Source organism: Streptosporangium sp. NPDC006007 (genome assembly GCF_040614315.1).
Taxonomy (GTDB): Bacteria; Actinomycetota; Actinomycetes; order Streptosporangiales; family Streptosporangiaceae; genus Streptosporangium.
Window position 1 is genome coordinate 198,124 of sequence record NZ_JBEXUG010000007.1, and the last position, 25,183, is coordinate 223,306.

Annotated in this window: 22 protein-coding genes, 1 pseudogene and 1 riboswitch; of the genes and pseudogenes, 7 read left to right on the forward strand and 16 right to left on the reverse strand. The window is 69.3% G+C overall.

Translation table 11 applies throughout. The annotated features are described in order from the left end of the window. Positions 1-46: 46 nt before the first annotated feature. Positions 47-1,147 carry a DNA integrity scanning diadenylate cyclase DisA gene (gene disA / locus ABZ194_RS08670; RefSeq protein ID WP_355593858.1) on the forward strand — a complete coding sequence of 367 codons (1,101 nt, stop codon included), beginning with the start codon at positions 47-49 and terminating at the stop codon, positions 1,145-1,147. A 24-nt stretch (positions 1,148-1,171) separates the two neighbouring features. On the opposite strand, the gene ABZ194_RS08675 is transcribed toward disA, so the two are convergent. Then, positions 1,172-1,879 carry a hypothetical protein gene (locus ABZ194_RS08675; protein ID WP_355593860.1) on the reverse strand — a complete coding sequence of 236 codons (708 nt, stop codon included), beginning with the start codon at positions 1,877-1,879 and terminating at the stop codon, positions 1,172-1,174. Positions 1,880-2,002: 123 nt separating this feature from the next. Between ABZ194_RS08675 and ABZ194_RS08680 the strand changes: the two genes are divergently transcribed. Beyond that, entirely contained in the window at positions 2,003-2,878 is an 876-nt protein-coding gene (locus ABZ194_RS08680; protein WP_355593862.1) for an A/G-specific adenine glycosylase, read from the forward strand. Positions 2,879-3,010: 132 nt separating this feature from the next. Here ABZ194_RS08680 and ABZ194_RS08685 read toward each other — a convergent pair whose 3' ends face one another. The 6 genes from ABZ194_RS08685 to ABZ194_RS08710 all read right to left on the reverse strand — a co-directional run bounded on the left by ABZ194_RS08685 (position 3,011) and on the right by ABZ194_RS08710 (position 10,743). Then, entirely contained in the window at positions 3,011-3,961 is a 951-nt protein-coding gene (locus ABZ194_RS08685) for a TIM barrel protein (protein ID WP_355593864.1), read from the reverse strand. Between the two features lie 434 nt (positions 3,962-4,395). Continuing rightward, positions 4,396-6,903 (reverse strand): ATP-dependent Clp protease ATP-binding subunit, encoded by a 2,508-nt coding sequence (locus ABZ194_RS08690; protein WP_355593866.1) that lies wholly within the window; start codon positions 6,901-6,903, stop codon positions 4,396-4,398. A 265-nt stretch (positions 6,904-7,168) separates the two neighbouring features. Continuing rightward, on the reverse strand, positions 7,169-7,501 hold the full coding sequence (locus tag ABZ194_RS08695; RefSeq protein WP_355593868.1) for an Lsr2 family protein: 333 nt from the start codon (positions 7,499-7,501) through the stop codon (positions 7,169-7,171). 768 nt (positions 7,502-8,269) lie between these two features. Further along, positions 8,270-8,446 (reverse strand): hypothetical protein, encoded by a 177-nt coding sequence (locus tag ABZ194_RS08700; RefSeq protein WP_355593870.1) that lies wholly within the window; start codon positions 8,444-8,446, stop codon positions 8,270-8,272. Between the two features lie 435 nt (positions 8,447-8,881). Next, positions 8,882-9,988: an RDD family protein gene (locus ABZ194_RS08705; protein WP_355593872.1), complete on the reverse strand. Its 1,107-nt coding sequence runs from the start codon at positions 9,986-9,988 to the stop codon at positions 8,882-8,884. Between the two features lie 239 nt (positions 9,989-10,227). Then, the gene (locus ABZ194_RS08710) at positions 10,228-10,743 is read right to left on the reverse strand and encodes an amino-acid N-acetyltransferase (protein WP_355593929.1); all 516 of its coding nucleotides are present in this window, start codon (positions 10,741-10,743) and stop codon (positions 10,228-10,230) included. Between the two features lie 473 nt (positions 10,744-11,216). Then, positions 11,217-11,367, forward strand: a riboswitch (cyclic di-AMP (ydaO/yuaA leader). A gap of 14 nt (positions 11,368-11,381) precedes the next feature. Here ABZ194_RS08710 and ABZ194_RS08715 point away from each other — a divergent pair. Further along, positions 11,382-12,422: an NlpC/P60 family protein gene (locus tag ABZ194_RS08715; RefSeq protein ID WP_355593931.1), complete on the forward strand. Its 1,041-nt coding sequence runs from the start codon at positions 11,382-11,384 to the stop codon at positions 12,420-12,422. A 249-nt stretch (positions 12,423-12,671) separates the two neighbouring features. Here ABZ194_RS08715 and ABZ194_RS08720 read toward each other — a convergent pair whose 3' ends face one another. The 7 genes from ABZ194_RS08720 to ABZ194_RS08750 form a co-directional block, all read right to left on the reverse strand. Beyond that, entirely contained in the window at positions 12,672-12,872 is a 201-nt protein-coding gene (locus tag ABZ194_RS08720; protein ID WP_031157992.1) for a LuxR C-terminal-related transcriptional regulator, read from the reverse strand. 781 nt (positions 12,873-13,653) lie between these two features. Further along, the gene (lysX, locus tag ABZ194_RS08725) at positions 13,654-15,156 is read right to left on the reverse strand and encodes a bifunctional lysylphosphatidylglycerol synthetase/lysine--tRNA ligase LysX (protein ID WP_355593874.1); all 1,503 of its coding nucleotides are present in this window, start codon (positions 15,154-15,156) and stop codon (positions 13,654-13,656) included. Between the two features lie 23 nt (positions 15,157-15,179). Next, on the reverse strand, positions 15,180-15,962 hold the full coding sequence (locus ABZ194_RS08730; protein ID WP_355593877.1) for a type III pantothenate kinase: 783 nt from the start codon (positions 15,960-15,962) through the stop codon (positions 15,180-15,182). After that, positions 15,962-18,493, reverse strand: coding sequence for an L-aspartate oxidase (locus ABZ194_RS08735; RefSeq protein WP_355593879.1), 2,532 nt, complete (start codon positions 18,491-18,493; stop codon positions 15,962-15,964). Before ABZ194_RS08735 ends, ABZ194_RS08730 begins: the two co-directional genes overlap by 1 nt. Positions 18,494-18,848: 355 nt before the next feature. Further along, on the reverse strand, positions 18,849-19,277 hold the full coding sequence (panD, locus tag ABZ194_RS08740) for an aspartate 1-decarboxylase (protein WP_355593881.1): 429 nt from the start codon (positions 19,275-19,277) through the stop codon (positions 18,849-18,851). A gap of 81 nt (positions 19,278-19,358) precedes the next feature. Beyond that, positions 19,359-20,213, reverse strand: coding sequence for a pantoate--beta-alanine ligase (panC, locus tag ABZ194_RS08745; RefSeq protein ID WP_355593883.1), 855 nt, complete (start codon positions 20,211-20,213; stop codon positions 19,359-19,361). Continuing rightward, complete coding sequence (locus ABZ194_RS08750) at positions 20,204-21,094, reverse strand: DUF2520 domain-containing protein (RefSeq protein ID WP_355593885.1); 891 nt, start codon at positions 21,092-21,094, stop codon at positions 20,204-20,206. The genes panC and ABZ194_RS08750 overlap by 10 nt, the downstream gene beginning before the upstream one ends. A gap of 263 nt (positions 21,095-21,357) precedes the next feature. Between ABZ194_RS08750 and ABZ194_RS08755 the strand changes: the two genes are divergently transcribed. The 3 genes from ABZ194_RS08755 (at position 21,358) to ABZ194_RS08765 (ending at position 23,164) form a co-directional block, all read left to right on the forward strand. Continuing rightward, positions 21,358-22,329: an SAM-dependent methyltransferase gene (locus ABZ194_RS08755; protein WP_355593887.1), complete on the forward strand. Its 972-nt coding sequence runs from the start codon at positions 21,358-21,360 to the stop codon at positions 22,327-22,329. 170 nt (positions 22,330-22,499) lie between these two features. After that, complete coding sequence (locus ABZ194_RS08760) at positions 22,500-22,739, forward strand: hypothetical protein (protein WP_355593889.1); 240 nt, start codon at positions 22,500-22,502, stop codon at positions 22,737-22,739. Further along, on the forward strand, positions 22,736-23,164 hold the full coding sequence (locus ABZ194_RS08765) for a PIN domain-containing protein (protein ID WP_355593891.1): 429 nt from the start codon (positions 22,736-22,738) through the stop codon (positions 23,162-23,164). Before ABZ194_RS08760 ends, ABZ194_RS08765 begins: the two co-directional genes overlap by 4 nt. A 64-nt stretch (positions 23,165-23,228) precedes the next feature. Here ABZ194_RS08765 and ABZ194_RS08770 read toward each other — a convergent pair whose 3' ends face one another. After that, a complete protein-coding gene (locus ABZ194_RS08770; protein WP_355593935.1) occupies positions 23,229-24,245 on the reverse strand; it encodes a hypothetical protein in 1,017 nt (338 codons plus the stop codon). Between the two features lie 123 nt (positions 24,246-24,368). Next, positions 24,369-24,587 (reverse strand): annotated as a pseudogene (locus tag ABZ194_RS08775) (helix-turn-helix transcriptional regulator); the annotation flags it as partial. Positions 24,588-24,757: 170 nt separating this feature from the next. Here ABZ194_RS08775 and ABZ194_RS08780 point away from each other — a divergent pair. Beyond that, positions 24,758-25,126, forward strand: a complete 369-nt coding sequence (locus ABZ194_RS08780; protein ID WP_355593893.1) for a hypothetical protein — start codon at positions 24,758-24,760, stop codon at positions 25,124-25,126. Positions 25,127-25,183: the final 57 nt, after the last annotated feature.

Below are 25,183 nucleotides of genomic sequence, written 5' to 3' on the forward strand. Positions count from 1 at the left end.
GCTTTCACCGGTAAGCTGAGTGTGAGACGCAGACCACGGGGGTCATGTGGCAGCAACCTACAGAGGCCTTGACGAGCAAGGGCTCGACGAACGCCGCAGAGGCGTCCTGGCCGCGGTCGCCCCGGGCACCGCGCTCCGCGACGGCTTGGAGCGCATCCTGCGCGGTCACACCGGCGGCCTGATCGTGCTGGGTTACGACGACGTGGTCGAGGAGATCTGCAGCGGCGGGTTCGAGCTGGACGTCGAGTTCTCCGCGACACGGCTGCGCGAGCTGGCCAAGATGGACGGCGCCATCGTGCTGAACTCGCACGATCTCAAGATCGTGCGGGCGGCGGTGCACCTGATGCCCGATCCGTCCATCCCCACCGACGAGTCCGGCACCCGGCACCGCACCGCCCAGCGCGTGGCCGTGCAAACGGCCTTCCCCGTCATCTCCCTGAGCAAGTCCATGCGGATAATCGCCCTCTACCTGGACGGCATCCGCTATGTGCTGGAGGAGTCGGCGGTGATCCTCTCCAAGGCCAACCAGGCCCTGGCCACGCTGGAGCGCTACAAGCTGCGGCTGGACGAGGTGTCCGGCACGCTGTCGGCGCTGGAGATCGAGGATCTGGTGACCGTCCGCGACGTCGCGGTGGTCGCCCAGCGGCTGGAGATGGTGCGCCGCATCTCCGATGAGATCGCCGGATACGTGGTGGAGCTCGGCACCGACGGCCGGCTCCTCTCCCTCCAGCTCAACGAGCTGGTGGCCGGCACCGAGAGCGACCGCGAGCTGATCGTCCGCGACTACCTCCCGGCCGGGGGCCGTCGCCCGCGCGGATCCGCCGGGGCGCTGCACGACCTCGACCAGCTCTCCTCCGACGACCTGCTCGACCTGTCGGTGGTCGCCCGGGTCCTGGGCCAGTCGGGCGGCGAGGCCCTGGAGAACCCCGTGAGCCCACGGGGTTACCGCCTGCTGGCCAAGGTCCCGCGCCTGCCGGGCACGGTGGTCGACCGCCTGGTCGACCAGTTCGGCAGCCTGCAGAAACTCCTGGCCGCCAGCATCGGCGACCTCCAGGAGGTCGGCGGGGTCGGCGAGGCCAGGGCGCGTCACATCCGCGAGGGCCTCTCCCGGCTGGCCGAGTCCTCCATTCTTGAACGCTACGTCTGACCGGGACACCCCCGTCCCCCACCCCTAACGGAGGTGGAAGACGGCCTTGCGGCTCTTGAGCCGGGAGGTGTGGACCGCGGCCACGTAGGTGCCGGTCTTGGCGGCGGCGCGCTTGGCCGCGCAGTCGCCGCCGGAGCGGCGCCGGTCCCACTCGATCTGCCGCACGTACGGGATGCCCTGGTCAAGCCTGCGGATGTCCTCGGTCTCACCACTGACGCAGTCGGCGGACGACCAGACGCGATCCGCGCCGGAGGTGATGCGGACCTCCAGCGCCCGCGAGCCGACGTCGGTCGTGCACATCACCTTGCCGACGTTCACCAGGGTGAGAACGAACCGGGGCCGATCGCCTCCGGCGTAGACCTCTCCGAGCCCCTGCATGTCCAGCACGAGGTCGGACGGGAGGCAGGCGTCGCCGGGACGCCTGGGCCGTACCACCGGTTTGGCCGTCACGGAGGGCATGGCCGAGGGGGCGGAACCGGGGGCAGCCGGAGCCGTGGGGGCCGTCGGGGCGGGCGAGGGGGTGGGCGTCGCCGCAGGCAGGAGGGCCAGGATCGGATCCGGCGTGGGCGACCTGCCGGCCAGGCTCTCCCCCTTCGACTCGCTCCCCGGCCCGCTCGCCGAACAGGCCCAGGCGACGACGGCGACCACTACGAGCACACCGACGAGCGCGGCCATCCGACGCCGCCAGTAGACGTCCACCCCTATATCGCTACGGAAAGTGTCCGGATCCATACGGACAGTATGAGGATTTCCCTCGGGCCGTGAGGGGCGACCCGCCGCTGTCGGGGCCCGTTTCAACGGACGAGGTCGGGGGAAGAAGCCGAGGCGGGGCCGGAGCGGCACTATCGTCGGAAGGTGCCCGAGTCGAACCGCCTACTGGACCCCATTCTCAAGTGGTATGCCGAGAATGCCCGCGATCTCCCGTGGCGCACTCCCGACGCCTCCCCCTGGTCGATCCTGGTCAGCGAGATCATGCTGCAGCAGACCCCGGTGGTCCGGGTGCTGCCCGTCTGGACCGAGTGGCTGGAGCGCTGGCCGACGCCCGCCGCCCTCGCCAAGGAGTCCCCCGGCGAGGCCGTACGCCACTGGGGCCGGCTCGGCTATCCTCGCCGCGCCCTCAACCTGCACGCCTGCGCCCGGACGATCACCGACGAGCACGACGGCGAGGTTCCCGGCGATCACGCCGTCCTGCTGACGTTGCCCGGCGTCGGCGAGTACACCGCGGCCGCGGTGGCCAGTTTCGCCTTCCGGGGACGCCACGCCGTTCTGGACACCAACGTCCGCCGGGTGCTGGCGCGGGCCGTACGGGGCGAGGAGTATCCCCCGAAGGCCACCACACCCGCCGAGCGCGGGCTCGCCGCCTCGCTGCTGCCCGGCGCCGACGACGCCCCCGTCTGGGCGGTCGCCGTCATGGAGCTGGGCGCCCTGGTCTGTACGGCCCGAGCCCCCCGCTGCGCCGGCTGCCCGATCGGCGAGCTGTGCGCCTGGCGCCTGGCCGGCAGCCCCGCCCATGAGGGCCCGGCCCGCAGGGGCCAGTCCTACGCGGGTACCGACCGTCAGTGCCGTGGCCGTCTCCTGGCCGTCCTGCGCCAGGCCCACGGCCCGGTCCCGAAGGAGGCCCTCGACGTGGTCTGGGACAGCGCCCCGCAGCGGGAGCGCGCGCTCGACGGCCTCGTCGCCGACGGCCTGGCCGAGGTCCTCGACGACGGCACCTACCGCCTGCCCGCCTGACCCTCCGCCCGGCAGTCCGGGCGGCCGGGTAAATGATCAGGCGGGAAAACGGCCGGTGGGCGGCCAGGCGGCCCGGCAGGCGAAACGGTCAGGTGACCGGGTAGCCGGAGAGGCGGAGGGTCGGGCGGACGCTCAGGCGGCCAGGCGCAGGCCGAGCGCGGTGAGGTTGGTCCGGGCCCAGTCGAGCTCCTCGGCGATCATGTTGACCAGTGCGCCCGGCCCCTTGGCCCTGGCCGGTACGGCCAGCTCATGTGCCTCGACCTCGACGTGGGCGGTGCCGTTCACCGCGCCGGAGAACATGGCCGTGAGGGTGTCCTCCAGCACCGAACGGGTGCTGGGGAGTTCCCGGCGGCCGTCGTCGAGGTGGTTGTGGACACGGCCGAGCTTGACGACGGGGGCACCGGCCGCCGCCAGGCCGCGCAGGGCCGCCCCCGGCTCCTCCGTACCGTCCGAGAGGTGGCAGGCGTCGAGGCAGACCCCGAGGTGCTCGGAGTCGATGCCGCCGACCCGCTCCAGCGCCTGCTTCGTGGTCTCCAGCACGCACCCGGGCCAGGGCTCGAAGCCGACCCTGATCGTCTTGCCGGTGACGCTGTGGAGGCCGCGCAGTTCGCGGGAGAGACGCTCCAACCTGCGGGAGGCTATGTCGTGCAGGTCGGCGGGCCAGTCTCGGCGCCAGCCGATCGGGATGGTGGAGATGCTGCCGAACCGGACGTCGTCCGGCAGCAGGAAGGCCAGGATCCTGGCCAGCGCCATCGTGTAGCGGTAACGCTCGGGCTTGGCCCAGTCGGGGCCGGGGGTCTCCTGGTTGCGCCCGCCCGCGCCGTTGAGGCCGACGACCTCCAGGCCGCGCTCCTCCAGGGAGCGGCGCAGCCGCACCAGCTCTATCCGGTCGGCGGTGAGGTGGTCGGCGACACTCGGGGAGAGCCAGAGGCCGACACCCATCCGCGCCACTCCGAGACGTTTGCGCACCGGGACGGCGTACCGGGTCAGATGCGCGATCAGGTTCTCCAGATCCTCGGCGGGGTGGACGCCGGCGTTGTAGGACAGGTGAACGAGGGTCCCGTCCTGGTGTCGCAAACGCATCCGATTCCTCCAAGGGCAGGTGGGTACTTCGGTGCAAGCGACCCTGACTGCTCTGCGCCGACGGCCGTGGTGTCGTGGTGTCGTGGGTGACGGATCTCTGGCCGGGGATCCGGCTCGGTCCGCCGAGCATCCCGCGTGGCGCCGCTCTCCGCGTCACTCCCGGAGCTGATTCCTCGCTACGCCGCTGGGCTGACTTCCAGACCGATCTCACCGCAATCGGTACAACGTGTGGATCGCTTGGGTGAGCTGTTGGGCAGACTCACTCTACAGAGTGTAGTACTACCTTTGGTGGCGAGGCACCTTCTTGACGAACAAAGTGGCGTGACGCCTTCTTCGGGGTCAACCCCGGCTCTCCGGGACAACAGCGGGAACAGACGGGCAGACCCCGCCGTGACGTGCTCACGGCGGGGTCTGCTCCGGTGCTGACGTGTGACCTAGTTCTGGATCGGCTCCGCGATGGCGGCGGCCGAGTCCGGGACCTGGTCGGAGGGCGCGGGCTCACCGGCGAAGGTGAACTTCGCGTCGTCGCCCTCCCCCTCGACCGCGATCTTGACGATCTGGCCGGGACGGATCTCGCCGTACAGGATCTTCTCCGACAGCATGTCCTCCAGCTCGCGCTGGATCGTCCGGCGGAGCGGCCGGGCACCCATCACCGGGTCGTAGCCCCGGTCGGCCAGCAGCTGCTTGGCCTCCTGGGTGAGCTCCATGCCCATGTCGCGGTCCTTCAGACGCAGCGCCACCTGGGCGAGCATCAGGTCCACGATCTGGATGATCTCCTTCGGCGTGAGCTGGTGGAAGACCACGATGTCGTCGACACGGTTGAGGAACTCGGGCCGGAAGTGCTGCTTGAGCTCCTCCTGGACCTTGGCCTTCATCCGGTCGTAGTTCGACTCGGCGTCGTTGGCCTTCGCGAAGCCCACCCCGATGCCCTTGGAGATGTCCCGGGTGCCGAGGTTGGTCGTCATGATGATGACGGTGTTCTTGAAGTCCACCACCCGGCCCTGGGCGTCGGTCAGGCGACCGTCCTCCAGGATCTGCAGCAGGGAGTTGAAGATGTCCGGGTGGGCCTTCTCGATCTCGTCGAAGAGGACCACGGAGAACGGCTTGCGCCGCACCTTCTCGGTCAGCTGGCCACCCTCCTCGTATCCGACGTAGCCGGGAGGAGAGCCGAAGAGCCGGGAGACGGTGTGCTTCTCCATGAACTCGGACATGTCCAGCATGATCAGCGCGTCCTCGTCCCCGAACAGGAACTCGGCCAGCGCCTTGGACAGCTCGGTCTTACCGACACCGGACGGGCCGGCGAAGATGAACGAGCCACCCGGGCGGCGCGGGTCCTTCAGACCGGCGCGGGTACGGCGGATCGAGCGGGACAGCCCCTTGATGGCGTCGTCCTGGCCGATGATCCGCTTGTGCAGCTCGTCCTCCATGCGGAGCAGCCGCTGGGACTCCTCCTCGGTGAGCTTGAAGACCGGGATGCCGGTGGCGGTGGCCAGGACCTCGGCGATGAGCTCCTCGGTGACCTCGGCCACGACGTCCATGTCGCCGGCCTTCCACTCCTTCTCGCGGCGTTCCCGCTTGAGCTGGAGCTGCTTCTCCTGGTCGCGCAGGGCCGCGGCCTTCTCGAAGTCCTGCGCATCGATCGCGGACTCCTTGTCGCGCCGCACGTTGGCGATCTTCTCGTCGTACTCGCGCAGGTCCGGCGGCGCGGTCATCCGGCGGATGCGCATGCGCGAGCCGGCCTCGTCGATGAGGTCGATCGCCTTGTCCGGCAGGAACCGGTCGCTGATGTAACGGTCGGCGAGCTGAGCGGCGGCCACGAGGGCGCCGTCGGTGATGGAGACCCGGTGGTGGGCCTCGTAACGGTCGCGCAGGCCCTTGAGGATCTCGATCGTGTGGCTGAGGCTGGGCTCGGCCACCTGGATCGGCTGGAAGCGGCGCTCCAGCGCGGCGTCCTTCTCCAGGTGCTTGCGGTACTCGTCGAGCGTGGTGGCTCCGATGGTCTGCAGCTCGCCGCGGGCCAGCATCGGCTTGAGGATGCTGGCGGCGTCGATGGCGCCCTCGGCGGCGCCCGCGCCGACGAGCGTGTGCAGCTCGTCGATGAACAGGATGATGTCGCCGCGGGTGCGGATCTCCTTGAGGACCTTCTTCAGGCGCTCCTCGAAGTCACCCCGGTAGCGGGAGCCCGCCACCAGCGCGCCCAGATCCAGGGTGTAGAGCTGCTTGTCCTTGAGCGTCTCCGGGACCTCGCCCTTGACGATCTTCTGGGAGAGACCCTCGACGACGGCGGTCTTGCCGACGCCGGGCTCGCCCACCAGGACGGGGTTGTTCTTGGTCCTCCGGGAGAGGACCTGCATGACCCGCTCGATCTCCTTCTCCCGGCCGATGACCGGGTCGAGCTTGCCCTCACGGGCGGCCTGGGTCAGGTTGCGGCCGAACTGGTCCAGCACAAGGGAGGTCGACGGCGCGGCCTCCTGCGGGCCGCCCGAGGCGGCCGGCTCCTTGCCCTGGTAGCCGTGGAGCAACTGGATGACCTGCTGCCGTACGCGGTTGAGATCCGCGCCCAGCTTCACCAGCACCTGGGCGGCGACGCCCTCGCCCTCACGGATGAGGCCGAGCAGGATGTGCTCGGTGCCGATGTAGTTGTGCCCCAGTTGCAAGGCCTCGCGGAGCGACAGCTCAAGGACCTTCTTGGCGCGTGGGGTGAAGGGAATGTGCCCCGACGGCGCAGACTGTCCTTGGCCGATGATCTCCTCGACCTGCTGACGCACACCCTCAAGACTGATGCCGAGGCTCTCCAGAGCCTTGGCGGCAACGCCTTCACCTTCATGGATCAAGCCAAGAAGAATGTGCTCCGTACCGATGTAGTTGTGGTTGAGCATCCGGGCCTCTTCTTGGGCCAGGACGACAACCCGCCGCGCGCGGTCGGTGAACCTCTCGAACATCTCGTCGCTCCTCACAGAGCGGTCAGGCAGGTCCGGGATATCCGGGCCCTGTCATCCCGCATGGTAGCCCCGCCCCGGCGACCGCTCTATGCAGTAGACGTTCCCCGAGAGCAGGGCGTTCACCCTCCATCCAACTACCTGCGGGGGGTGCGGTGTTCCCGATACGCCGCAAGCGAACGACGTTTATCGACCACCCAAACGCGTCATGCGGTCATGGCCGCCACCGGACCCCACCGTGGCCGCCATAACCGCATGATTCAACGATCTAGTGAGCCGCTTCGTACTGCTCGACGATCTTGGAGGCGATTCGACCGCGCTCGCTGACATTAAGACCGTGGGACTTGGCCCACGCCCGGATGTCGGCGCTCTTCTCTCTCGTGAGTGCCCGCGCGCCACCTGCACGGCGACGACGAGGGGCGAGCGCACCCGAACGGCGAGCGCTCTGCACGAAAGGCGACAGGGAGTCGCGGAGCTTCTTCGCGTTTACTTCACTGAGATCAATCTCATAGCTCGTGCCGTCAATCGCGAAGGCGACAGTCTCATTGGCCTCGCCCCCATCGAGGTCGTCGATGAGAATCTCCTGGATCTGCTTGGCCATCTACGCAATCCTTTCGCGGAGTATTGTTTCATTCGCTAGCTAAACATATACCCGCAATCGGAGAGCGGCAATTCCGGGAGCCCGGCGATTCTTGCCGACCTCCGGAGGGGGGGAGTGGATCAGCTGTTCTGCGACTCAGACGGATCCCGCCGTTTTGTCGGGCGGCGGCCTGCGGCTTCACTGCGAAGAAGCTTGACAACTCCGTAGATGAAGGCCCCGCCGACGACCACCGGGGGTATCAACGCGGACAATACGTCGCTCATTCGTCCTCGCTCCGCACCGTGGGCAACTTTCCGGGGACCATGGAATTTCTGGCGGCGGCATCCCGGGCCGCGCACGGCGCTCGCTCGATCAGTCCGGATCCGTCCACAGATGACCATAGCGTCACCTGCGGGCCAGAGGTGTCACTGGGGCGGCCATGTCGACCGCTGACTACCTTAATGCTTCTCTCCAGCCGTCTTACCGGTTGCACTCCGTAAAGCCGCAGGGAAAAAACCGACAGGGCGATCATCGTGGTGATCGCTCCGCCGAAAAATCAATCTCACTCCGGCCTGATGACCACCAGACTACCCTCCCCTGGGCCGAGAAACCCCTGGTGAGGGGTGGTTGCGGGGGAGGCGGGACAGGTCTGCCGCAGAGCTGAAGATCATCACCGGCGGGTTCGCCGCGGTAATGCCTCCGGCGTGAAGAACGTCCGGATAGAGAGCTGCCCGGTTCATCGGACAGGGGGTGGCGGTACAGCACCGCCGGACGGAACAAGGCAGACCTTCATCGTTTTCTTCCCAAGAGTACTTCCCTCTCCGCATCCAGGACATAGTCGTAGACCGTATAACCACCAAACAGGATCGGGCCGCGCAACAACCTTGGCAACGCCATGGGGGTGGAGCCGGGATCGGCAAGAAGGTCTTCACGTGCCGCCCGGAAGTGGAAGGAGAAGTCCGGCACGACAATCCGGCGGACCGCACGAAGTTTCCGGCGGACCGCGCCAAGATGACGCCGACGACGGCGCGGGCGTCCGCAAGGCGGCGCCCATTCGGCGAGTGAGACGGGAACTCCGCGCGGCGAGTGCCCTCCCATTGGCATCCCATAGAGCGAGACGGCCGACGGTCCCATATGGCCGGGCGGATGGGTTCCGCGGGGCAGGAGAGCCGGCGCGGCGTACGGCTCACCGGGCCACGACACCGCAGATCCAGGGGGATTGTCGCCAGGGGAGGCCGGTGGACGGCCATAACGCTCCTCTCCCCGCCGCGAATGGGTTTGCGCTTCCATCGCGCCTGGAGGGGGCACCGTTACCGGGCCGGGTTTCCCGCCCGCGTATGAACCCGCCCACGTATGAAAACGGGGCCGGCGGTTCATCCGCCGGCCCCGATATTCAGGCGACTACTTGGTCTTGACGACCACCGTCGTGGCGACCTTGTCGTGCAGACACTGCCGCAGCGGCTGGTCCCACAGCTGCCAGAGCACGTTCACCAGGAAGAAGATGAAGGCGATCCACCCGATGACCGGGATCCCGTTCACCATGATCGGACCGAAGAGCACACCTGCCCGCTTGAGCGCGAGGTCGGGGGAGAGCCCGCCCGGCTGCGGCGCGCCGCCGACCGCCACGACCTTGATACCCATGACCATCTTGCCGACGGTCTGGCCACTCTGCCGGACCATCAGGAACTCGTAGGCGGTGTAGATCAGGCCGCCGACGATCCCGGTGAGCACGGCCGCGAGGACGAATCCGCCCCCGGCGGTGAACTTGCCGGTTTCGAGGTCGAAGTCCGGCTGGGTGACCAGGATCGCGGTCATCACCTTGGAGACAATGAATGTCGGGATCGCCAGGATGATGAAGTCGATGAGACGGGCCACCAGACGCTGCCACCACTCCGCGAGCGGTGCCGGGGCGCCGGGGGGCATCTCCCCCTGAGGTCCGTACCCCTGGGAGTAGGGGGCGGCCTGACCGTAACCGGGCTGCTGGCCATAGCCCGGCTGCTGGCCGTACCCGGGCTGCTGACCGTAACCGGGCTGGGAGGCCTGCTGACCGTAGTCGGGCTGCTGGCCGTAACCGGGCTGCTGACCGTAGGCGCCGGTCCCCGGCTGCTGGCCGTACCCGGGCTGCTGACCGTAACCGGGCTGGGAGGCCTGCTGACCGTAATCAGACTGTTGCCCGTAATCAGGCTGCTGACCGTAACCGGGCTGCTGTCCATAGGCGCCGGTCCCCGGCTGCTGGCCGTAGGCCGCCTGGCCGTAACCCGGCTGCTCCTGCGGGGCCTGCTGACCGTAGCCGGGCTGCTGGCCGTAGGCCGCCTGCTGGCCGTAACCGGGCTGGGAGGCCTGCTGACCGTAATCAGACTGTTGCCCGTAATCAGACTGCTGACCATAACCGGGCTGCTGACCGTAGGCGCCGGTCCCCGGCTGCTGGCCGTAGGCCGCCTGGCCGTAACCCGGCTGGGTCTGCCCCGGTCCCGTGTTCGACGGTGAGGCCTCCGATCGATATCCCACAACTGTCACATCGGGATCGGGTTCACCAGGGGGTCGACCTCCATTGTGTCCGTATTGCGGATGCCCCGACGGTGAGCGGTCGGGATCATCCTGCGGATACGGTGGCTGTCCGGTGCTCACCGCGTCACCTCACTTCGACTGCGCATGTGGCACATGGCCGACTCACATGCTTCTGGAGCACAAGGTATCGAGATAGGTATCAACAGTCACCTTTTGCATCAGCCAATACCCGAGGAAAGCTAGCCGGTCCGTGGTGTCAGGTACAGCAGCATTCGGGTGTTGCCCAGGGTATTGGGCTTGACGTGCTCCAACTCAAGGAACTCGGCGACCCCCTCGTCATAGGAGGCGAGAAGTTCGGCGTAGACCTCCGGCGAGATGGGGGTGCCCTGGATCTCCTGAAATCCGTGCCGGGCGAAGAAATCAACCTCGAAGGTGAGACAGAAGACCCGGCGCAGGCCCAGCTCGCCGGCGGCGCGGACGAGCTCGGAGACGATCCGGTGGCCGACGCCCAGGCCCCGGCAGCCGGGATCGACGGCGACCGTGCGGATCTCGGCGAGGTCCTCCCACAGGACGTGGAGCGCCCCGCAACCCACCACGACCCCGTCCCTGTCGGCCACCCAGAACTCCTGGACGTCCTCGTACAGGGTGACCGTGGCCTTCTCCAGCAGGCGAGGACCGGCCCCGGCGTAGGTGTCGACAAGCCGCCGGATGCCGCGCACGTCCGGGGTGCGGGCACGCCGGACCGTGATCGCGATGGCGTCCGCCCCGGCCTCCCGCCGGCTCGGCGACCCCCGATCCGCGTCCACTCCCCCGTCCACGGCCCCCGCCCGTCGTCCCGCGTCTCCGGTGTGGCGTACGGCCCGCGTCGGGGACCGCTCCGCAACCTGCTCCATGACCGATCAGCGTACGTCCTCGTCACCACCTATTTACGGCTCAGCCTTAACCCCTGTCCAGGAGCCGTTGGATGGCGCACCGTAGCCCGCTTACCACGGTGAGCCGAGATCTCCGCCGACGGACCGAATCCCCCCGTCTCACAGGCACGGACCTGCGAAGACCCCTGTCACCTCCGCCAGAAGGGACGCGGGGCCGACGTGGCACGCACATCGATCATGCAATGATGTGACCCGACCGTGACATTTCAGTTGTGAAAGCTCTACCAACTTTGCAGTTCTGGTTGAGCATGAACCTCCAATTGCACTAATGTCCGTCCTCGATGTCAGCAACGTAAAGAGCTGACCCGCCGAATCCCCCGACTGGGGAACCGGGGACCCACCCTCCCGACGTCCCCCGGGGTGAATCCGAGGTGCCACCGGCATCCGGTAGGGCTGCCTCCGGCCCGAACCCGTCAGCTAACCCGGTAGGCGGCCAAGAGAGGAGCCTGTTGGTGAAGCGCATGCGCGACCGTGGGGCACGACGTGCGGGCAGGCACGCCCGCGGCCGAGAACAGGCGGCGCGCGGACTGTCGTTCCGGTTCGCGGTCATCGGGACGGCGTTCGCCTCCCTCACCCTCGGCACCCCTCTCGTGGCGGCCACCGCCGACCCGCAGCCCAGCCTCCGCCAGCTCGCCAAGCAGGCCGAGAAGCTGCACACCGAGATCGAGACGCTCACCGAGCAGTACAACGGCGAGCGGGTCAAGCTCAAGCAGGCCCAGCGCGCCGCCGAGAGCGCCGAGAAGACCCTCGCCGTCAGCGAGTCGGAGCTGGAGTCGCGGCGTACCAAGGCCACCCTGCTCGCGCAGAGCAGCTACATGGCGGGGGGGCTGGGCCCGGGGCTCACCTTCAGCCAGTCCTCCGACCCCGACGCCTTCCTCGACCAGGCCACCACGAACTACGCGCTCCAGCAGCAGCAGAGCGAGGAGGTCGCCCAGGTCGGCCGGGCGATCAAGGCCGCGGAGAGCGCGCAGGTGAGCGCCAAGGCCCGGACCAGCGAGGTCAAGGACCTGCTCAACCAGATCGGCGACAGGCGCACCACGATCGAGCGCCTGGTCGCCAAGGTCGAGAGCAGCCTGTTCCGGCAGGTGCGGTCCCGGGCGAGCAGCACCCGGGGCAACCGGGTGAAGATCGACGTGCCGATCGCGGGCGACGGCAAGGCCGCCGAGGCCGCCCGGTGGGCCCTCACCCAGCAGCTCAAGCCGTATGTGTGGGGCGCCGAGGGACCGAACTCCTTCGACTGCTCGGGCCTGGTGATGTGGGCCTACCAGAAGGTCGGCATCAGCCTGCCGCACTACACGGGCAACCAGTGGACGGCGGGCACCCACGTCTCCAGGGACGACCTGCGCCCCGGGGACCTGGTCTTCTTCTACAGCGACCTGCACCACGTGGGGATCTACATCGGCGCGGGCCTGATGGTCCACGCCCCCCAGACCGGTGACGTCATCCACATCGCGACGATCGACAACCGCCCCTTCGCAGGTGGTGTGCGTATCGCGGACTGAGCGCGAACCCGGCGCGGACCACGGCGCGGACCGGGCGCGAACACCCCGCCGCGGACCGGGCGCGAACCCGGCGTGGACCGGCCGCGAACACCCGGACGCGGGTCGGGTGCGGGACCGGTCGCGCGCCGAGCGCGGGCTGAGAACCACCCTGGGGCGGGCTGAGAGAGCCCCTGGGGCGACCGCGGGGACAAAACGGGGCATGGTGTAGGGGTGTCGCCTCCAAGGCCGGAGCGGGCCGGGAGGCGGGGTTCAGATCAGTCGCCGGCGGGCGGCCCAGGCCACGGCCTCGATCGCCGTGGCCACCCCGATGCGGTCGCAGATCCCGCGGAGCCTGCGCCGGACCGTCCGGCCGCTGATGTCGAGTCGGCGCCCCACCCGGTCCACGGTGACGCCCTTGGCGAGCTCTGCCAGCAGCACGAGATCCTCGTCGCTCAGACCGATCTCACCCATGCCCAGAAGACCGTCGCCGCGGCGGGAGTCCACCTCTGGATATGCCATCTGGAGTCGCTCCCCCCGCGCTGGAACTCAGGCGTGAGTCGTCTGGAATCAATGCCGCCCGTCAGGAACGGTAAACGGCTTGTTCAAAGGTCGTCAAGTTCCACTCTTCATAGAGGTAGTACGCGCTGTTGACATAGCGTGTGCTACGTGAAGTACTCATGATATGTCGGCGCCTTTACGGTTAAGTCATGGCCGCGCCAAGGCCGGCTCCCCCGGGCGCCCCGCCGTCCCCTGACAGACGGAGTCTTCGCAGAACAAGGTTTCGCCAGGGCCCCCCGCGGCGGGACCGCCTCCACCGGCGGTCACACGGCCACCGCCCTCCTCTCACATTCCACCAGAAAGAACGACCTCACCTGGCGCACCCTCTCACAGAGGCCTGACCCACCCCCTTGACAGATCCGGGGGAATCGGCTCGCAATGAGAGAGAAGTGAGTCGATTTTTACGGCATCCGGCACATATCTGGCGAAACTAGCCAATCAGTACAAGACGGGAACACCAGCGAAATGGCGTTTCCATGCCATACGCCGCCTCGACTGGAATTATCCGACCCTCTGACCGGCCGCCGACGCCCCTCCGCGCAATCGCCGTCCACCGACGGGCGGCACGGCCGCCGCTCACCGGCGACCTCCGTACCGAGGGGAAGGGCGTATCTGAAAACGGACAGCCGAAAGCAGGGCCCGCGGGGGCATGTCCGAAAACACACCCCCGCGGGCCGACACGTCCTTGGGCCGCTCAGCCCGCGGGCTTGACCAACGGGAACAGGATGGTCTCGCGGATGTTCTTGCCGGTGAAGGCCATGACCAGGCGGTCCACGCCGAGCCCCATACCCCCCGTGGGTGGCATGGCGTACTCCAGGGCGGCGAGGAAGTCCTCGTCGAGCTGCATGGCCTCGGCGTCGCCGCCCGCGGCCAGCAGGGACTGCTCGGTGAGGCGGCGGCGCTGCTCGACCGGGTCGACCAGCTCCGAGTAGGCGGTGCCCAGCTCGGTGCCGAAGCCGATCAGGTCCCACTTCTCGGTGAGGAGCGGGTTGTCCCGGTGCTGGCGGGTCAGCGGTGAGGTCTCCAGCGGGTAGTCCATGACGAACGTGGGCTGGATGAGGGTGTGCTCGACGAGCGCCTCGAAGATCTCCTGGACGAGCTTGCCCTGGCCCCACTTGGGGTCCCAGCGGATCTCCCGCGCGTCCGCGAGCTTGCGGACCTTCTCCAGCGGCGTCTCGGTGGTGACCTCCTCGCCCAGCGCCTCCGAGACCGACCCGTACAGGGTGATCCTCGGCCACTCGGCCGGCCCCAGGTCGATCTGGTGGCCCTGATGGGTCACCACGGAGTGGCCGAGCGCGGCCACGACCGCGTTCTGGATCATGCGCTGGGTCAGGTCGGCCATGTCGTTGTAGTCGAGATACGTCCCATACGCCTCAAGCATCGTGAACTCGGGGTTGTGGGTGGCGTCCGCGCCCTCGTTGCGGAAGTTGCGGTTGATCTCGAAAACCTTCTCGATGCCGCCCACCACGAGCCGCTTGAGGTAGAGCTCGATCGCGATCCGGAGGTAGAGATCCATGTCGTAGGCGTTGATGTGGGTCTTGAACGGCCGGGCCGTCGCACCGCCGTGGACCGGCTGGAGCATCGGCGTCTCGACCTCCAGATAGCCCTCACCGTGCCAGAAGTCACGGATCGCCCGCACCACCGCGCTGCGGGTGTGGGCCATCTTGCGCGCCTCGTCGTTGACGATGAGGTCCACGTAGCGCAGGCGGACCCGCGCCTCGGGGTCGGTCAGGCCGGCGTGCTTCTCCGGCAGCGGGCGCAGGCACTTGGAGGTGATCGCCCAGCGGTCGGCGAGGATGGACAGCTCCCCCCTGCGGGAGGTGATGACCTCTCCCTCGATGCCGACGTGGTCGCCGAGGTCCACGTCGCGCTTCCAGGCGGCCAGGGACTCCTCGCCCACCCGGTCCAGGGAGATCATGACCTGCAGGTCGGCCGAGCCGTCGCGGATGGTGGCGAAGCAGAGCTTGCCCCCGGTCCGCGACAGCATGACCCGTCCGGTGACACCCACTCTGTCGCCGGTCGCGGTGTCAGCGGCGAGATCCGCGTATTTTTCGCGGATCTCATCGTTGGTCGCGGTACGCGGAAAGTTCACCGGGTAGGGGTCGACGCCCTCGGAGCGGAGGCGGTCGAGCTTCTCCCGGCGCACGCGCATCTGCTCGGGCAGATCCTCGGCGGGGTTGGTCACTTCATCGGTCACAGAGCAAGGTTACCGATGTCCGGCTAAGGGGTGTTGCGCTGATAGATCAGCCGAAGGCCGATCAGCGTGAGCCACGGCTCGTGCACGTCGATCGAGCGCGCCTCGCCGACCACCAGCGGCGCCGCGCTGCCGGTGGCGACCACGGTGACGTCGTCCGGGTCGTCGGCCAGCTCGGCCGCCATGCGGTCGACGATCCCGTCCACCTGACCGGCGAAACCGTAGATGATGCCCGCCTGGAGCGCCTCGACCGTGTTCTTGGCGATCACCGAGCGGGGCCGGATCAGCTCCACCTTGTGGAGCTGCGCCCCGGCCGCGGCCAGGGCGTCCACCGAGATCTCGATGCCGGGGGCGGTCACCGCGCCGATGTACTCCCCCTTGGTGGAGACCGCGTCGAAGGAGGTCGCGGTGCCGAAGTCGACGATGACGCACGGCCCGCCGTACAGCTGGATGGCGGCCAGCGCGTTGACGATCCGATCGCTGCCGACCTCCTTGGGGTTGTCCATCCTGACCGGGACCCCGGTGCGGACGCCGGGCTCGACGATCACCGCGGTGACGTCGCCGTAGTAGCGGCGGCACATCTCGCGCATCTCGTTGAGCACCGACGGCACCGTGGAGCAGAGCGCGATACCGCCGACGTCAGCCCCCTTGAGCAGCGGCGACTGCCCGAGCAGCCCCTGCAGCACGACGGCGATCTCGTCCGCCGTGCGCCGGGCGTCGGTGGCGATGCGCCAGTGCTCGATGACGTCCTCGCCCTCGAACAGGCCGAGAACGGTGTGGGTGTTACCGACATCGATGGCAAGCAGCATCAATTCCCCCGAAGGTCCAGCGCGATGTCAAGAGCGGGTGCCGAGTGCGTGAGCGCACCAACGGCAAGATAGTCAACGCCTGTTTCAGCTACATCACGAGCCGACTCCAGGGTCAACCCCCCGCTGGACTCCAGCCGCGCCCTGCCGCTCACCAGCCGTACGGCCAGCGTCAGCTCCTCCACGGTGAAGTTGTCCAGCAGGATCTCCTCGGCGCCCTCGGCGAGCACCGGCTCGATCTGGTCGATCCGGTCGACCTCGACCTCGATCGGCAGGCCGGGGTGGGCGTCCCGGACCGCGCGGAACGCCTCCGCCACCCCGCCGGCGGCCACCACGTGGTTGTCCTTGATCAACGCGGCGTCCGAGAGGGACATGCGGTGGTTGACCCCGCCGCCGCAGCGCACGGCGTACTTCTCCAGGGCCCGCAGGCCGGGCAGCGTCTTCCGGCTGTCCCTGACCCGTGCCCCGGTGCCCGCCACGGCCCGCACCCAGCGGCCGGTGAGGGTGGCGATGCCGGACAGGTGGGTGAGCAGGTTGAGCGCCGTCCGCTCGGCGGTCAGCAGGTCCCTGGTGGGACCGGTGACGGTCATCAGCACGTCGCCCCTCGCGACGCGCTCGCCGTCCTTGGCCCGGCGCTCGACGGCCAGGCGGCCCTCACTGACGTAGGAGAAGAGGCCCTCGGCGAGGGCCAGCCCGGCGACCACCCCGTCGGCGCGGGCCACCACGTCGGCGGTGTCGGTCCGGCCCGCCGGGATGGTGGAGACGCTGGTGACGTCGCCCGCCTCCTGGACGTCCTCGGCCACCGCGGTCGCGAAGAGCGCCGTCACCGCGGCCGGGTCGAGACCGGCCTCGACCAGGTCCGCCTGCACCCGGGACGGCAGGCCGTCCGCGCCGCTCGCGTGCGGGACGTATGTCATGGTTGTTCCCTCCGCCGTCAGGGTCAGGTCGAGGTGGCCCAGCCACCAGGCATCGTTTCGCTCGGAGAAGTCCTCGCGCCAGTGTGACCCGCGGGTCTCCTCGCGGGTGCGGGCCACGGCCACCAGCGCCGAGGCGATCGTCAGCAGGTTCGTGGTCTCCCACGACTCGGTGCACGGCTGGACCGCCACCGGGGTCCACCGGACGTCCAGCAGCGCCCTGGCCACCTCGGTCAGGGACTTCCGGTTGCGCAGCACGCTCGCGCCCCGGCTCATGTGCCCCTGGATCCTGGGTCGCGCCCTGGGGTCCACCAGGCCACTCGGCCGCTCGTCGGCCACCGGTGCGCCGGAGCCCCGCCGCTCGGCGTGGATGTCGGCGGCGATCCGCTCGGCGAAGACCAGACCTTCGAGCAGCGAGTTCGAGGCCAGCCGGTTGGCGCCGTGCACACCGGTGCAGGCCACCTCACCGCAGGCGTACAGGCCCGGCACGCTGGTACGGCCACGCAGGTCGGTCCGGACGCCGCCGCTGGCGTAGTGGGCGGCGGGGACGACCGGGATGAGCGCGGTGACCGGGTCGACGCCGTGCTCCCGGCAGACGGCGTGAATCGTCGGGAACCGGGTGCGCCACTTCTCCGCGCCGAAGTGGCGGGCGTCGAGATACACGTGGTCGGCTCCGGTCTCACGCATCCGCCGCATGATCGCCTTGGCCACCACGTCGCGGGGCGCGAGGTCGGCGAGCTCGTGGACGTCCCGCATGAAGCGGACACCCTCGGCGTCGACGAGCACCGCGCCCTCGCCCCTGACCGCCTCGGAGATCAGCGGCTGCTGGCCGACGGAGTCCTCACCGAGCCAGAACACGGTCGGGTGGAACTGGACGAACTCCAGGTCCCTGACGACGGCGCCGGCCCGCAGCGCGAGCGCCACGCCGTCGCCGGTGGAGACGGCCGGGTTGGTGGTGGCGGCGTAGACCTGGCCCATGCCGCCGGTGGCCAGCACCACGGCCCCGGCCCTGACCGCGCCCACCCCGTCGCGTTCGCCCTCGCCCATGACGTGCAGGGTCACTCCGGCGGCCCGGCCCTCGGCGTCCTTGAGCAGATCGAGCACGAGCGCGTGCTCGATCACCTGGATCGCCGACTCCCGGACGGCCTGGATGAGCGCCCGCTGCACCTCGGCCCCGGTGGCGTCGCCGCCGGCGTGCACGATGCGGTTGCGCCGGTGACCGCCCTCCCTGGTGAGCTGGAGCTCACCCGAGGCGTCGGTGTCGAACCTGGCCCCCGTCGCCATCAGCTCGCGCAGCGCCCCCGGCCCCTCGGTGACCAGGACCCGGACGGCCTCCTCGTCGCAGAGACCGGCCCCCGCGACGAGGGTGTCGGACAGGTGCTCGGCAGGGGTGTCCCGGGGGTCGAGCACGGCGGCGATGCCGCCCTGCGCCCAGCGGGTGGAACCCGAGGAGAGCACGTCCTTGGTGACGACCAGGACCCTGGCCCCGGGGTCGAGGCGGGCATGGCGCAGCGCCGTGGTCAATCCCGCGACACCGGAGCCGACCACGACGACGTCCGCGTCGACCGTCCAGCCCGGAGGTGGGGCGGTCAGCCTCAGGGGGATGGCTGGAATCGTCATTGCCGCCTCCTTGTGGGGATGGTTAGAGGCTCTTTATCTCGTCAATGTGACGATAACGTGCGCTCCGGAAGGACTGTTCCCCGGGGTGGGCCGCGCACGGACCGACCGGTGAGAGGGCGCCCACCTCCGTCCGGCCGCCCCACGGGACCACGCGACGCCGGCCGGTGAGCGGGAGCGGCGCACGACCCCGGTCGGTCCACGGGAGCGGCGCACGGCGCCGGCCGGTGAGCGGGACCGGAACGCGACGCCGGTCGGCCCACGGGAGCGGCACATGACATCGGCCGGCCGGCGGGTGTCCACCACCCGGCCGGATCCGCCGGGCTCCGGGAGCACCCGGCGCCGGGCGAGGCCCGTCCTACCTCTGACAGTCCGGCACCCGGCGGAGCTCGTCGCCACGGAGAAGGCCGGGAAGGGCCGCGGCGGGGTCATGGCCGAGGTCGGCGATCCGGTTGCCGGCGTCGACGTGGACGATCCGGGGCTGGAAGGTCCGGGCCTCGGCGTCGTCGAGCTGGCCGTACGCGATGATGATCACCAGGTCGCCCGGCTGGACGAGCTTGGCCGCGGCGCCGTTGACACCGATGATCCCGGAGCCTCGCGGGCCCGCGATCGTGTAGGTCACCAGCCTGGAACCGTTGTCGATGTCCACCACGTGGACCTGTTCGCCGGGGAGTAGATCCGCCGCGTCCAGCAGATCCTCGTCGATCGTCAGCGACCCCACATAGTGCAGGTCGGCCTGGGTGACGGTGGCGCGATGGATCTTGGATGTGAGCATGGTGCGGAGCACGCTTCAATCACCTTTCGCACGGTCGCGCCGCCCTGTGGCGTACACGCCTGGGCGAAAATATATCCGACGTTCCAGCCGTTCTCACCGCAGGTCGACCGTCACATTGTCGATCAGTCTGGTGGACCCCACCCGTGCGGCCACGGCCAGGACCGCCTCACCCCGATAGTCCTCACCGACCTCGGCGAAGGTCGCCGGGTCCACCAGGACCAGGTAGTCGAGAGCGATCTCCGGCTCACCCTCCAGTACGGCGCGCGCCGCCCGGCGGATCTCCTCCGGCGTCCGCCGACCGGCCCCGGTGAACAGTGCCCGTGACAGGGCCAGGGCCATGTGCCGGTCGTGCGTGGACAGATAGCGGTTCCGGCTGGACAACGCCAGGCCGTCCGCCTCGCGGATCGTGGGCGCCCCCACGATGGAGACCGGCAGATCGAGGTCGGCGACCATCCGGCGGATCATCGCCAGCTGCTGGGCGTCCTTCTGCCCGAAGACCGCCACATCCGGCTGGACCAGGTTGAACAGCTTGAGCACCACGGTCAGCACACCGTCGAGATGCCCGGGACGGAACGCCCCCTCGACGATCGTGCCCATCTTCCCCGCCGACACGCCGACCTGCCGGTCCGGAGGGTACATGTCCCCGGCGGAGGGGGCGAACACCAGGCTCACCCCCTCGGCCGCGCAGATCTCCAGGTCGACCTCGAACGTCCGGGGATAGCGGGAGAAGTCCTCGTCCGGACCGAACTGCAGGGGGTTCACGAAGACACTCACGACCACATGGTCGGCCCGCTCACGGGCCAGCCGGATCAGCGACCGGTGCCCCTCGTGCAACGCGCCCATGGTCGGCACCAGCGCCAGCGTGGCGTCTTTGGGGAAACCGCCGACTCCCAGAGTCCGCCTCGCCTTGACCAGCCCGATCCGGTCGGCCGCCACGATCACGTCCATATGTTTCCTCCCAGGGCGTCCAGGAGGCGCTCGGCGGCCTCGGGCTTGAGCAGCCCGGCCGCCAGCGCCCGGTCCGCCGTGAGCCTAGCGAGGGCCACGTAGGCGTCCGCCGCCTCGGGTGCCGCCAAGATCAGCGCGTCCACGTGCTTGCGGACCGTACCGGCGTCACCACGGACCACCGGGCCGGTCAGCCCGGCGATCCCGAGCCGCAGCACGTTCTCCAGGGCCGCGCCGAGCAGCGGGCCGAGCATCCGGCCCGGCTGATCCACGCCGATCCGCCCCAGCAGCTCGGACGACTCGGCGACCAGCGTCACCATGTGGTTCGCCGCACCCGCCAGAGCCGCGTGATAGAGCGGCCGGTCGTCGTCCTCGATCCAGACCGGCTCGCCCTCCATCTCGATGACCAGGGCCTCGGCCACCGGGCGGAGGGGATCGGGCGCGGTGACACCGTAGGAGATGCCGACCAGACGGCGCAGGTCGTCATCCCTGCCGGTGAAGGTCATCACCGGATGCAGCGCCAGGGGCAGCGCGCCCTCCTTGATCGCCGGGTTCAGCACCGCCAGACCGTACGCGCCGCTGGTGTGGGCCACCAGCTTGCCCCGCAGGTCGGCACCGGTGCCGACCAGACCCGAGACCAGGTCGGGCAGCACGTCGTCGGGGACCGTCAAAAGGATGAGATCCGACTTGGCCACCACGTCCTGCGGACCGGTCGGCGTCAGGCCGAGCCGTTCGATCGCCCGCTCCCTGGAGGAGTCGGAGACCCCGCTCGCGGCGACCACCCGATGGCCCGCCCGCGTGAGCGCGACCCCGAGCGCCGAACCCACCCGGCCTGCCCCAACCACTCCGACGGCCAGCCGTGCCGGGCGATCGACTGCGTCCATGACGTCCCGTCCTTCGACCACATGGGGGCTCCGTGCCCAGTTGACCAGCGTAACGGGCCTGACCCTCCCGACTGCGTCAAGGCAGGTGTCCGAAAGCGGCGGCATCCGACCGGCTGAGCAACCTGTCAGTAATGACAGCCGCCCCCGGGGCCTCCGGGACGTCCCCGCGAGGCCACAAGGTCGTTACCACGGGCCTCCTCTCCCGCCCGAAAGCGGAAAACCCTCTCCCCGGCAACGGCCCGGCGGCGCCACCGGTAACGTCTGTGGACGTGTGGCTCACCTGGCGCGCCGCGACAGAGCGGGCGCTCTACGGCAAGAACGGCTTCTATCTGCGAGAGCGGCCCTCAGGTCACTTCCGGACCTCGATCGGCGCCTCCACCGTCCTCGCCGGGGCCGTGGCGCGCGAACTCGCCGCGGTGGACGCCGAGCTGGGCGGCCCCCCGAGGATCGACCTGGTGGACGTCGGCGCGGGCGAGGGCGGCCTGGCGGCCGGAGTGCTCGCCGCCGCGCCGCCCGGCCTCCGCACGCGCCTGCGGGTGACCGCGGTGGACCTCGCCCCCCGGCCCGCCGGGCTGCCCGAGGAGATCGCCTGGGCCTCGGTCGTACCGGACGGGATCCACGGACTCGTGATCGCCAACGAGTGGCTGGACAACGTGCCGGCGGACGTCGCCGAACAGACCGCCGACGGCCCCCGGCTGGTCCTGGCCGACCCGTCCGACGGCAGGGAAAAGCTCGGCGACAGGCCCCAGGAGGCCGACCTGGCCTGGCTGGACCGCTGGTGGCCGATGCGGGCGGCAGGCGAGCGGGCCGAGATCGGCAGACCGCGTGACGAGGCGTGGGCATCGGTGATCGTACGGCTGGTCCGGGGCCGCGCGATAGCGATCGACTACGCCCACCGGCTGGACGGCCGCCCGCCGTACGGCACGCTGACCGGCTACCGCGACGGCGGAATCGTCGCCCCCGTGCCGGACGGATCGTGCGACATCACCGCCCACGTCGCCCTGGACTCCTGCGCGGCGGCCGGAGAACGCGCCGGCGCCGTGAACACGACCCTGACCACCCAGCGGGAAGCCCTCCGCGCCCTCGGCGTCACCGGAACCCGCCCACCCGTCGAACGCGCCCACACCGACCCGCGAGGCTACCTCCAGGCCCTGGTCCGGGCCTCGGAGGAGGCCGAACTCATCACCCCCGACGGCCTGGGCGCCTTCACCTGGCTATCCCAGACCCGCCCCTGAAAAACCCACCACCCCGGCCACCTCTCCGATTGTGGAGGGTCTGCCCTCCGGCTGAGCGACTCTCGGCCATGTGGTCCAGGTCCACACCACCCCGCGCAGCCGTACGAGGATAGCTGAGGTCTTTGCCGCAGAGGAGGTTCGGCGGACGCCCTCACAAGTATGATCTGAGTATGAGCGAGAAGAAGACACGGATCACAATCACCGTGGACCCTCACCTCAGCGCCTACGCCGAACAGCTCGTCGAGGCAGGCGAAGCCCCGTCCGTCTCCGCCGTCTTCAACGATGCCCTCACCGAGCGGATTCGCCGTGACCGCCGGGTCCGCGCCGCCTGGAAGGCCCGAGCCGCCCAGGCCAACCCTGACCGCGTCGCCCGCATGATGGAGCACATCGAAGGACAACTCGCCCAGTGAACGACCACACCCCCGCTCCCCTCATCCTCGACACCAGCGTTCTGACCGAAGTCGCCCGTGGTGACGGCGACATCATCGGCCTCGTCCAGGCATACGACGCTCGCAACCGACCCATGGTCGTTCCGGCACTCGCCATGGTGGGGGCGTCCCTCGACGCTCGCACCGAAGAGGCCGCCGACCTCCTCGCGGGCCTGGAGCTCATGGAGTCCGTCACCGTGGCACCGCTCAACGGCGTCGAGCAGAGCATCGCCCTGGCCGACGTCATCTCCAGGACGGGCCTCGATCCGTACGACGCACACGTCGCCGCCATCGCCGATGTCGCGATCTGCCCGATCCTCACCCTCGACTCGGCCAAATGGAATCGGCCCTCCCAGGCGCTGGACGAACCGCTGCACATCATCGAGATCCAAGACCCCGAAGCCTGAAAGGCTCCGGGCGAGCATCGGCGAACACCTCCGCGAGTAGGGCCGGCATGAGATCTGGGGTGTTTCAGGCGGTGAGCGCGCGGAGTTCCTCGGCGGCGGGCAGTGATCGGGTCTGCTCGGGGGCCGTGAGCATCACCTGCCGGGCCCACCAGGTGATGGACGTGGTGCGATGCTCGGACGGCAGCCTCGTGTACGCGTTGACGGCATCGGTGAGTCCTTGCGGGGCCTCGCTCGCGTTGATCAGGCACACACTTTTCTTCATCACCCCGGTCGCCACCGAGCGGGGGTCGGCGCCGGGCCCGTCCGCCGCTATCTGGCGGGCCACCTCGTCGTGCGCCGTGGGCACTCCCAGGAGGACGGCCAGCGTGGCGCGCGAGCTCGTGTGACGTTCCGCGGGCCATCCCCAGATGGCGGTGTGTTCACCGGTCACCTCGGCGGGCAGCCTCGATGCGATGTCGTCGTAGCGCCCCAGCACATCGCCCGGGGCAGGGTTGCCCCCAGCGGAGGCGGGCGTCACCGCCAGCGCCACGGATCTGCCGAACCACGCCTCCGCGACTCCGACGCTCGGCCGATCCCCGGCCAGATGCTCGGCCTCCGAGGCCAGTCGCAGCACACTCACGATGGCCGGCCGAGGCGCCCCCGTCTCGATGAGGGCGTTCCGTCCCCGCACCCACACCCGCAGGTCAAGGTCACCGGAGGCGTCGGCGGCGATGCGGGCCGTACGCCACCAGCGGCGCGACTCCCAGAACTCGCCGGTCTCGGCCAGGGCCATCGCCATGATGGCGGCGAGCTGGGCGCCGACGCGCTGCAGCCCGTTACGGTCGATGTCGGGACGGGTTTCCAGTGCCTGGCGCACGTCGGCCACATCGACGGCGAGCTTGCCGATCAGCGCGGTCGGCGGCTCCACCCGGATGTCGTAGGCATGCTGATGGGCAATCTGCTCCCAGTCCTCCAGCGCGTGCTCTCCAGCCGAATCAACCGCCCGGTCGAAGGTGGCGCGCAGCGTTTCCAGAGCATCCAACGGAAGGGTGGCTCCGGTACCAAGTGCGGCGAGGAGCTGCATGATAGTACGGCGCTCCATGTCGTTATCTCCGCCATTCTGAGGCAACGCGGCACTTACGAGAGTACTCCTAACCCGCTGCTCTGAGTCAGCATTTCTTCCACTGTCGCCCTTCCGCAGAAAACCGTACAGCGCGATAAGAACACCCTCGGCCCTGTACGCCTTGTCAAGCCGGCCAACCGCGTCACGAGGTGGCAGGCGCTCTCCACGTTCCCACCGACCGATCACCGCACCGGCGGTCCGAATACGCTCACCAGCTGTTTCAAGGGACATTTCCCTCAAAAGACGCCAGTGGCGGAGGTTCGCACCAAACAAGTGGCTAAGTGACGCAGAAGGGTCAACCTCGCCGGGGGGACGAGCCATAAGAACCCTCCCAACTTCGATGTTCCGATTAGTTCACACCATTCAAACCAAATGACTTGGTGTGAATAACGTGCTGTGCGCTCCCAGGAGTTGCACCGATTATGACACGGTCGGGTTTATCCGCCCGAGACAAGTACGTGGCCCTGCGTTTTCGGCCGGAGGGAGTCTGTGTGTCGATCGAAGCTCGCAGCGCCGGCCCCGCCCAATCGGATCTCCGGCAGACGCGTACCCACCACGGCGACCGCGCAACCCACCCCGCCCCGACCGTGCCGGCCGCGATCGAGCTCGACGACACGCCGGACAGCCACCCCCGGGTGAGCCCCTTCCCCGACCACTCCCAGGCCGATGACCGCCCCCCGTGGATGATCGATCTATCGCCCGACGCCGCCCAGGCGCTGAAGATCCGCGTGGATGACTCCGCCTACGAGCGGCTTCAGGGCCCGGCGTGGGATCCGGCCACGGCCGTGGACCTGACCCGCCTTCGGCAGGACCGGCCGACCGGCCCGGATCCTCGGCCGCCCGCAACCCACCGCACCTGACACCTTTCCGCACTCCCCACATCCGTGTGCCCGGCCTGTGCGTGCCGCGCCCAACCC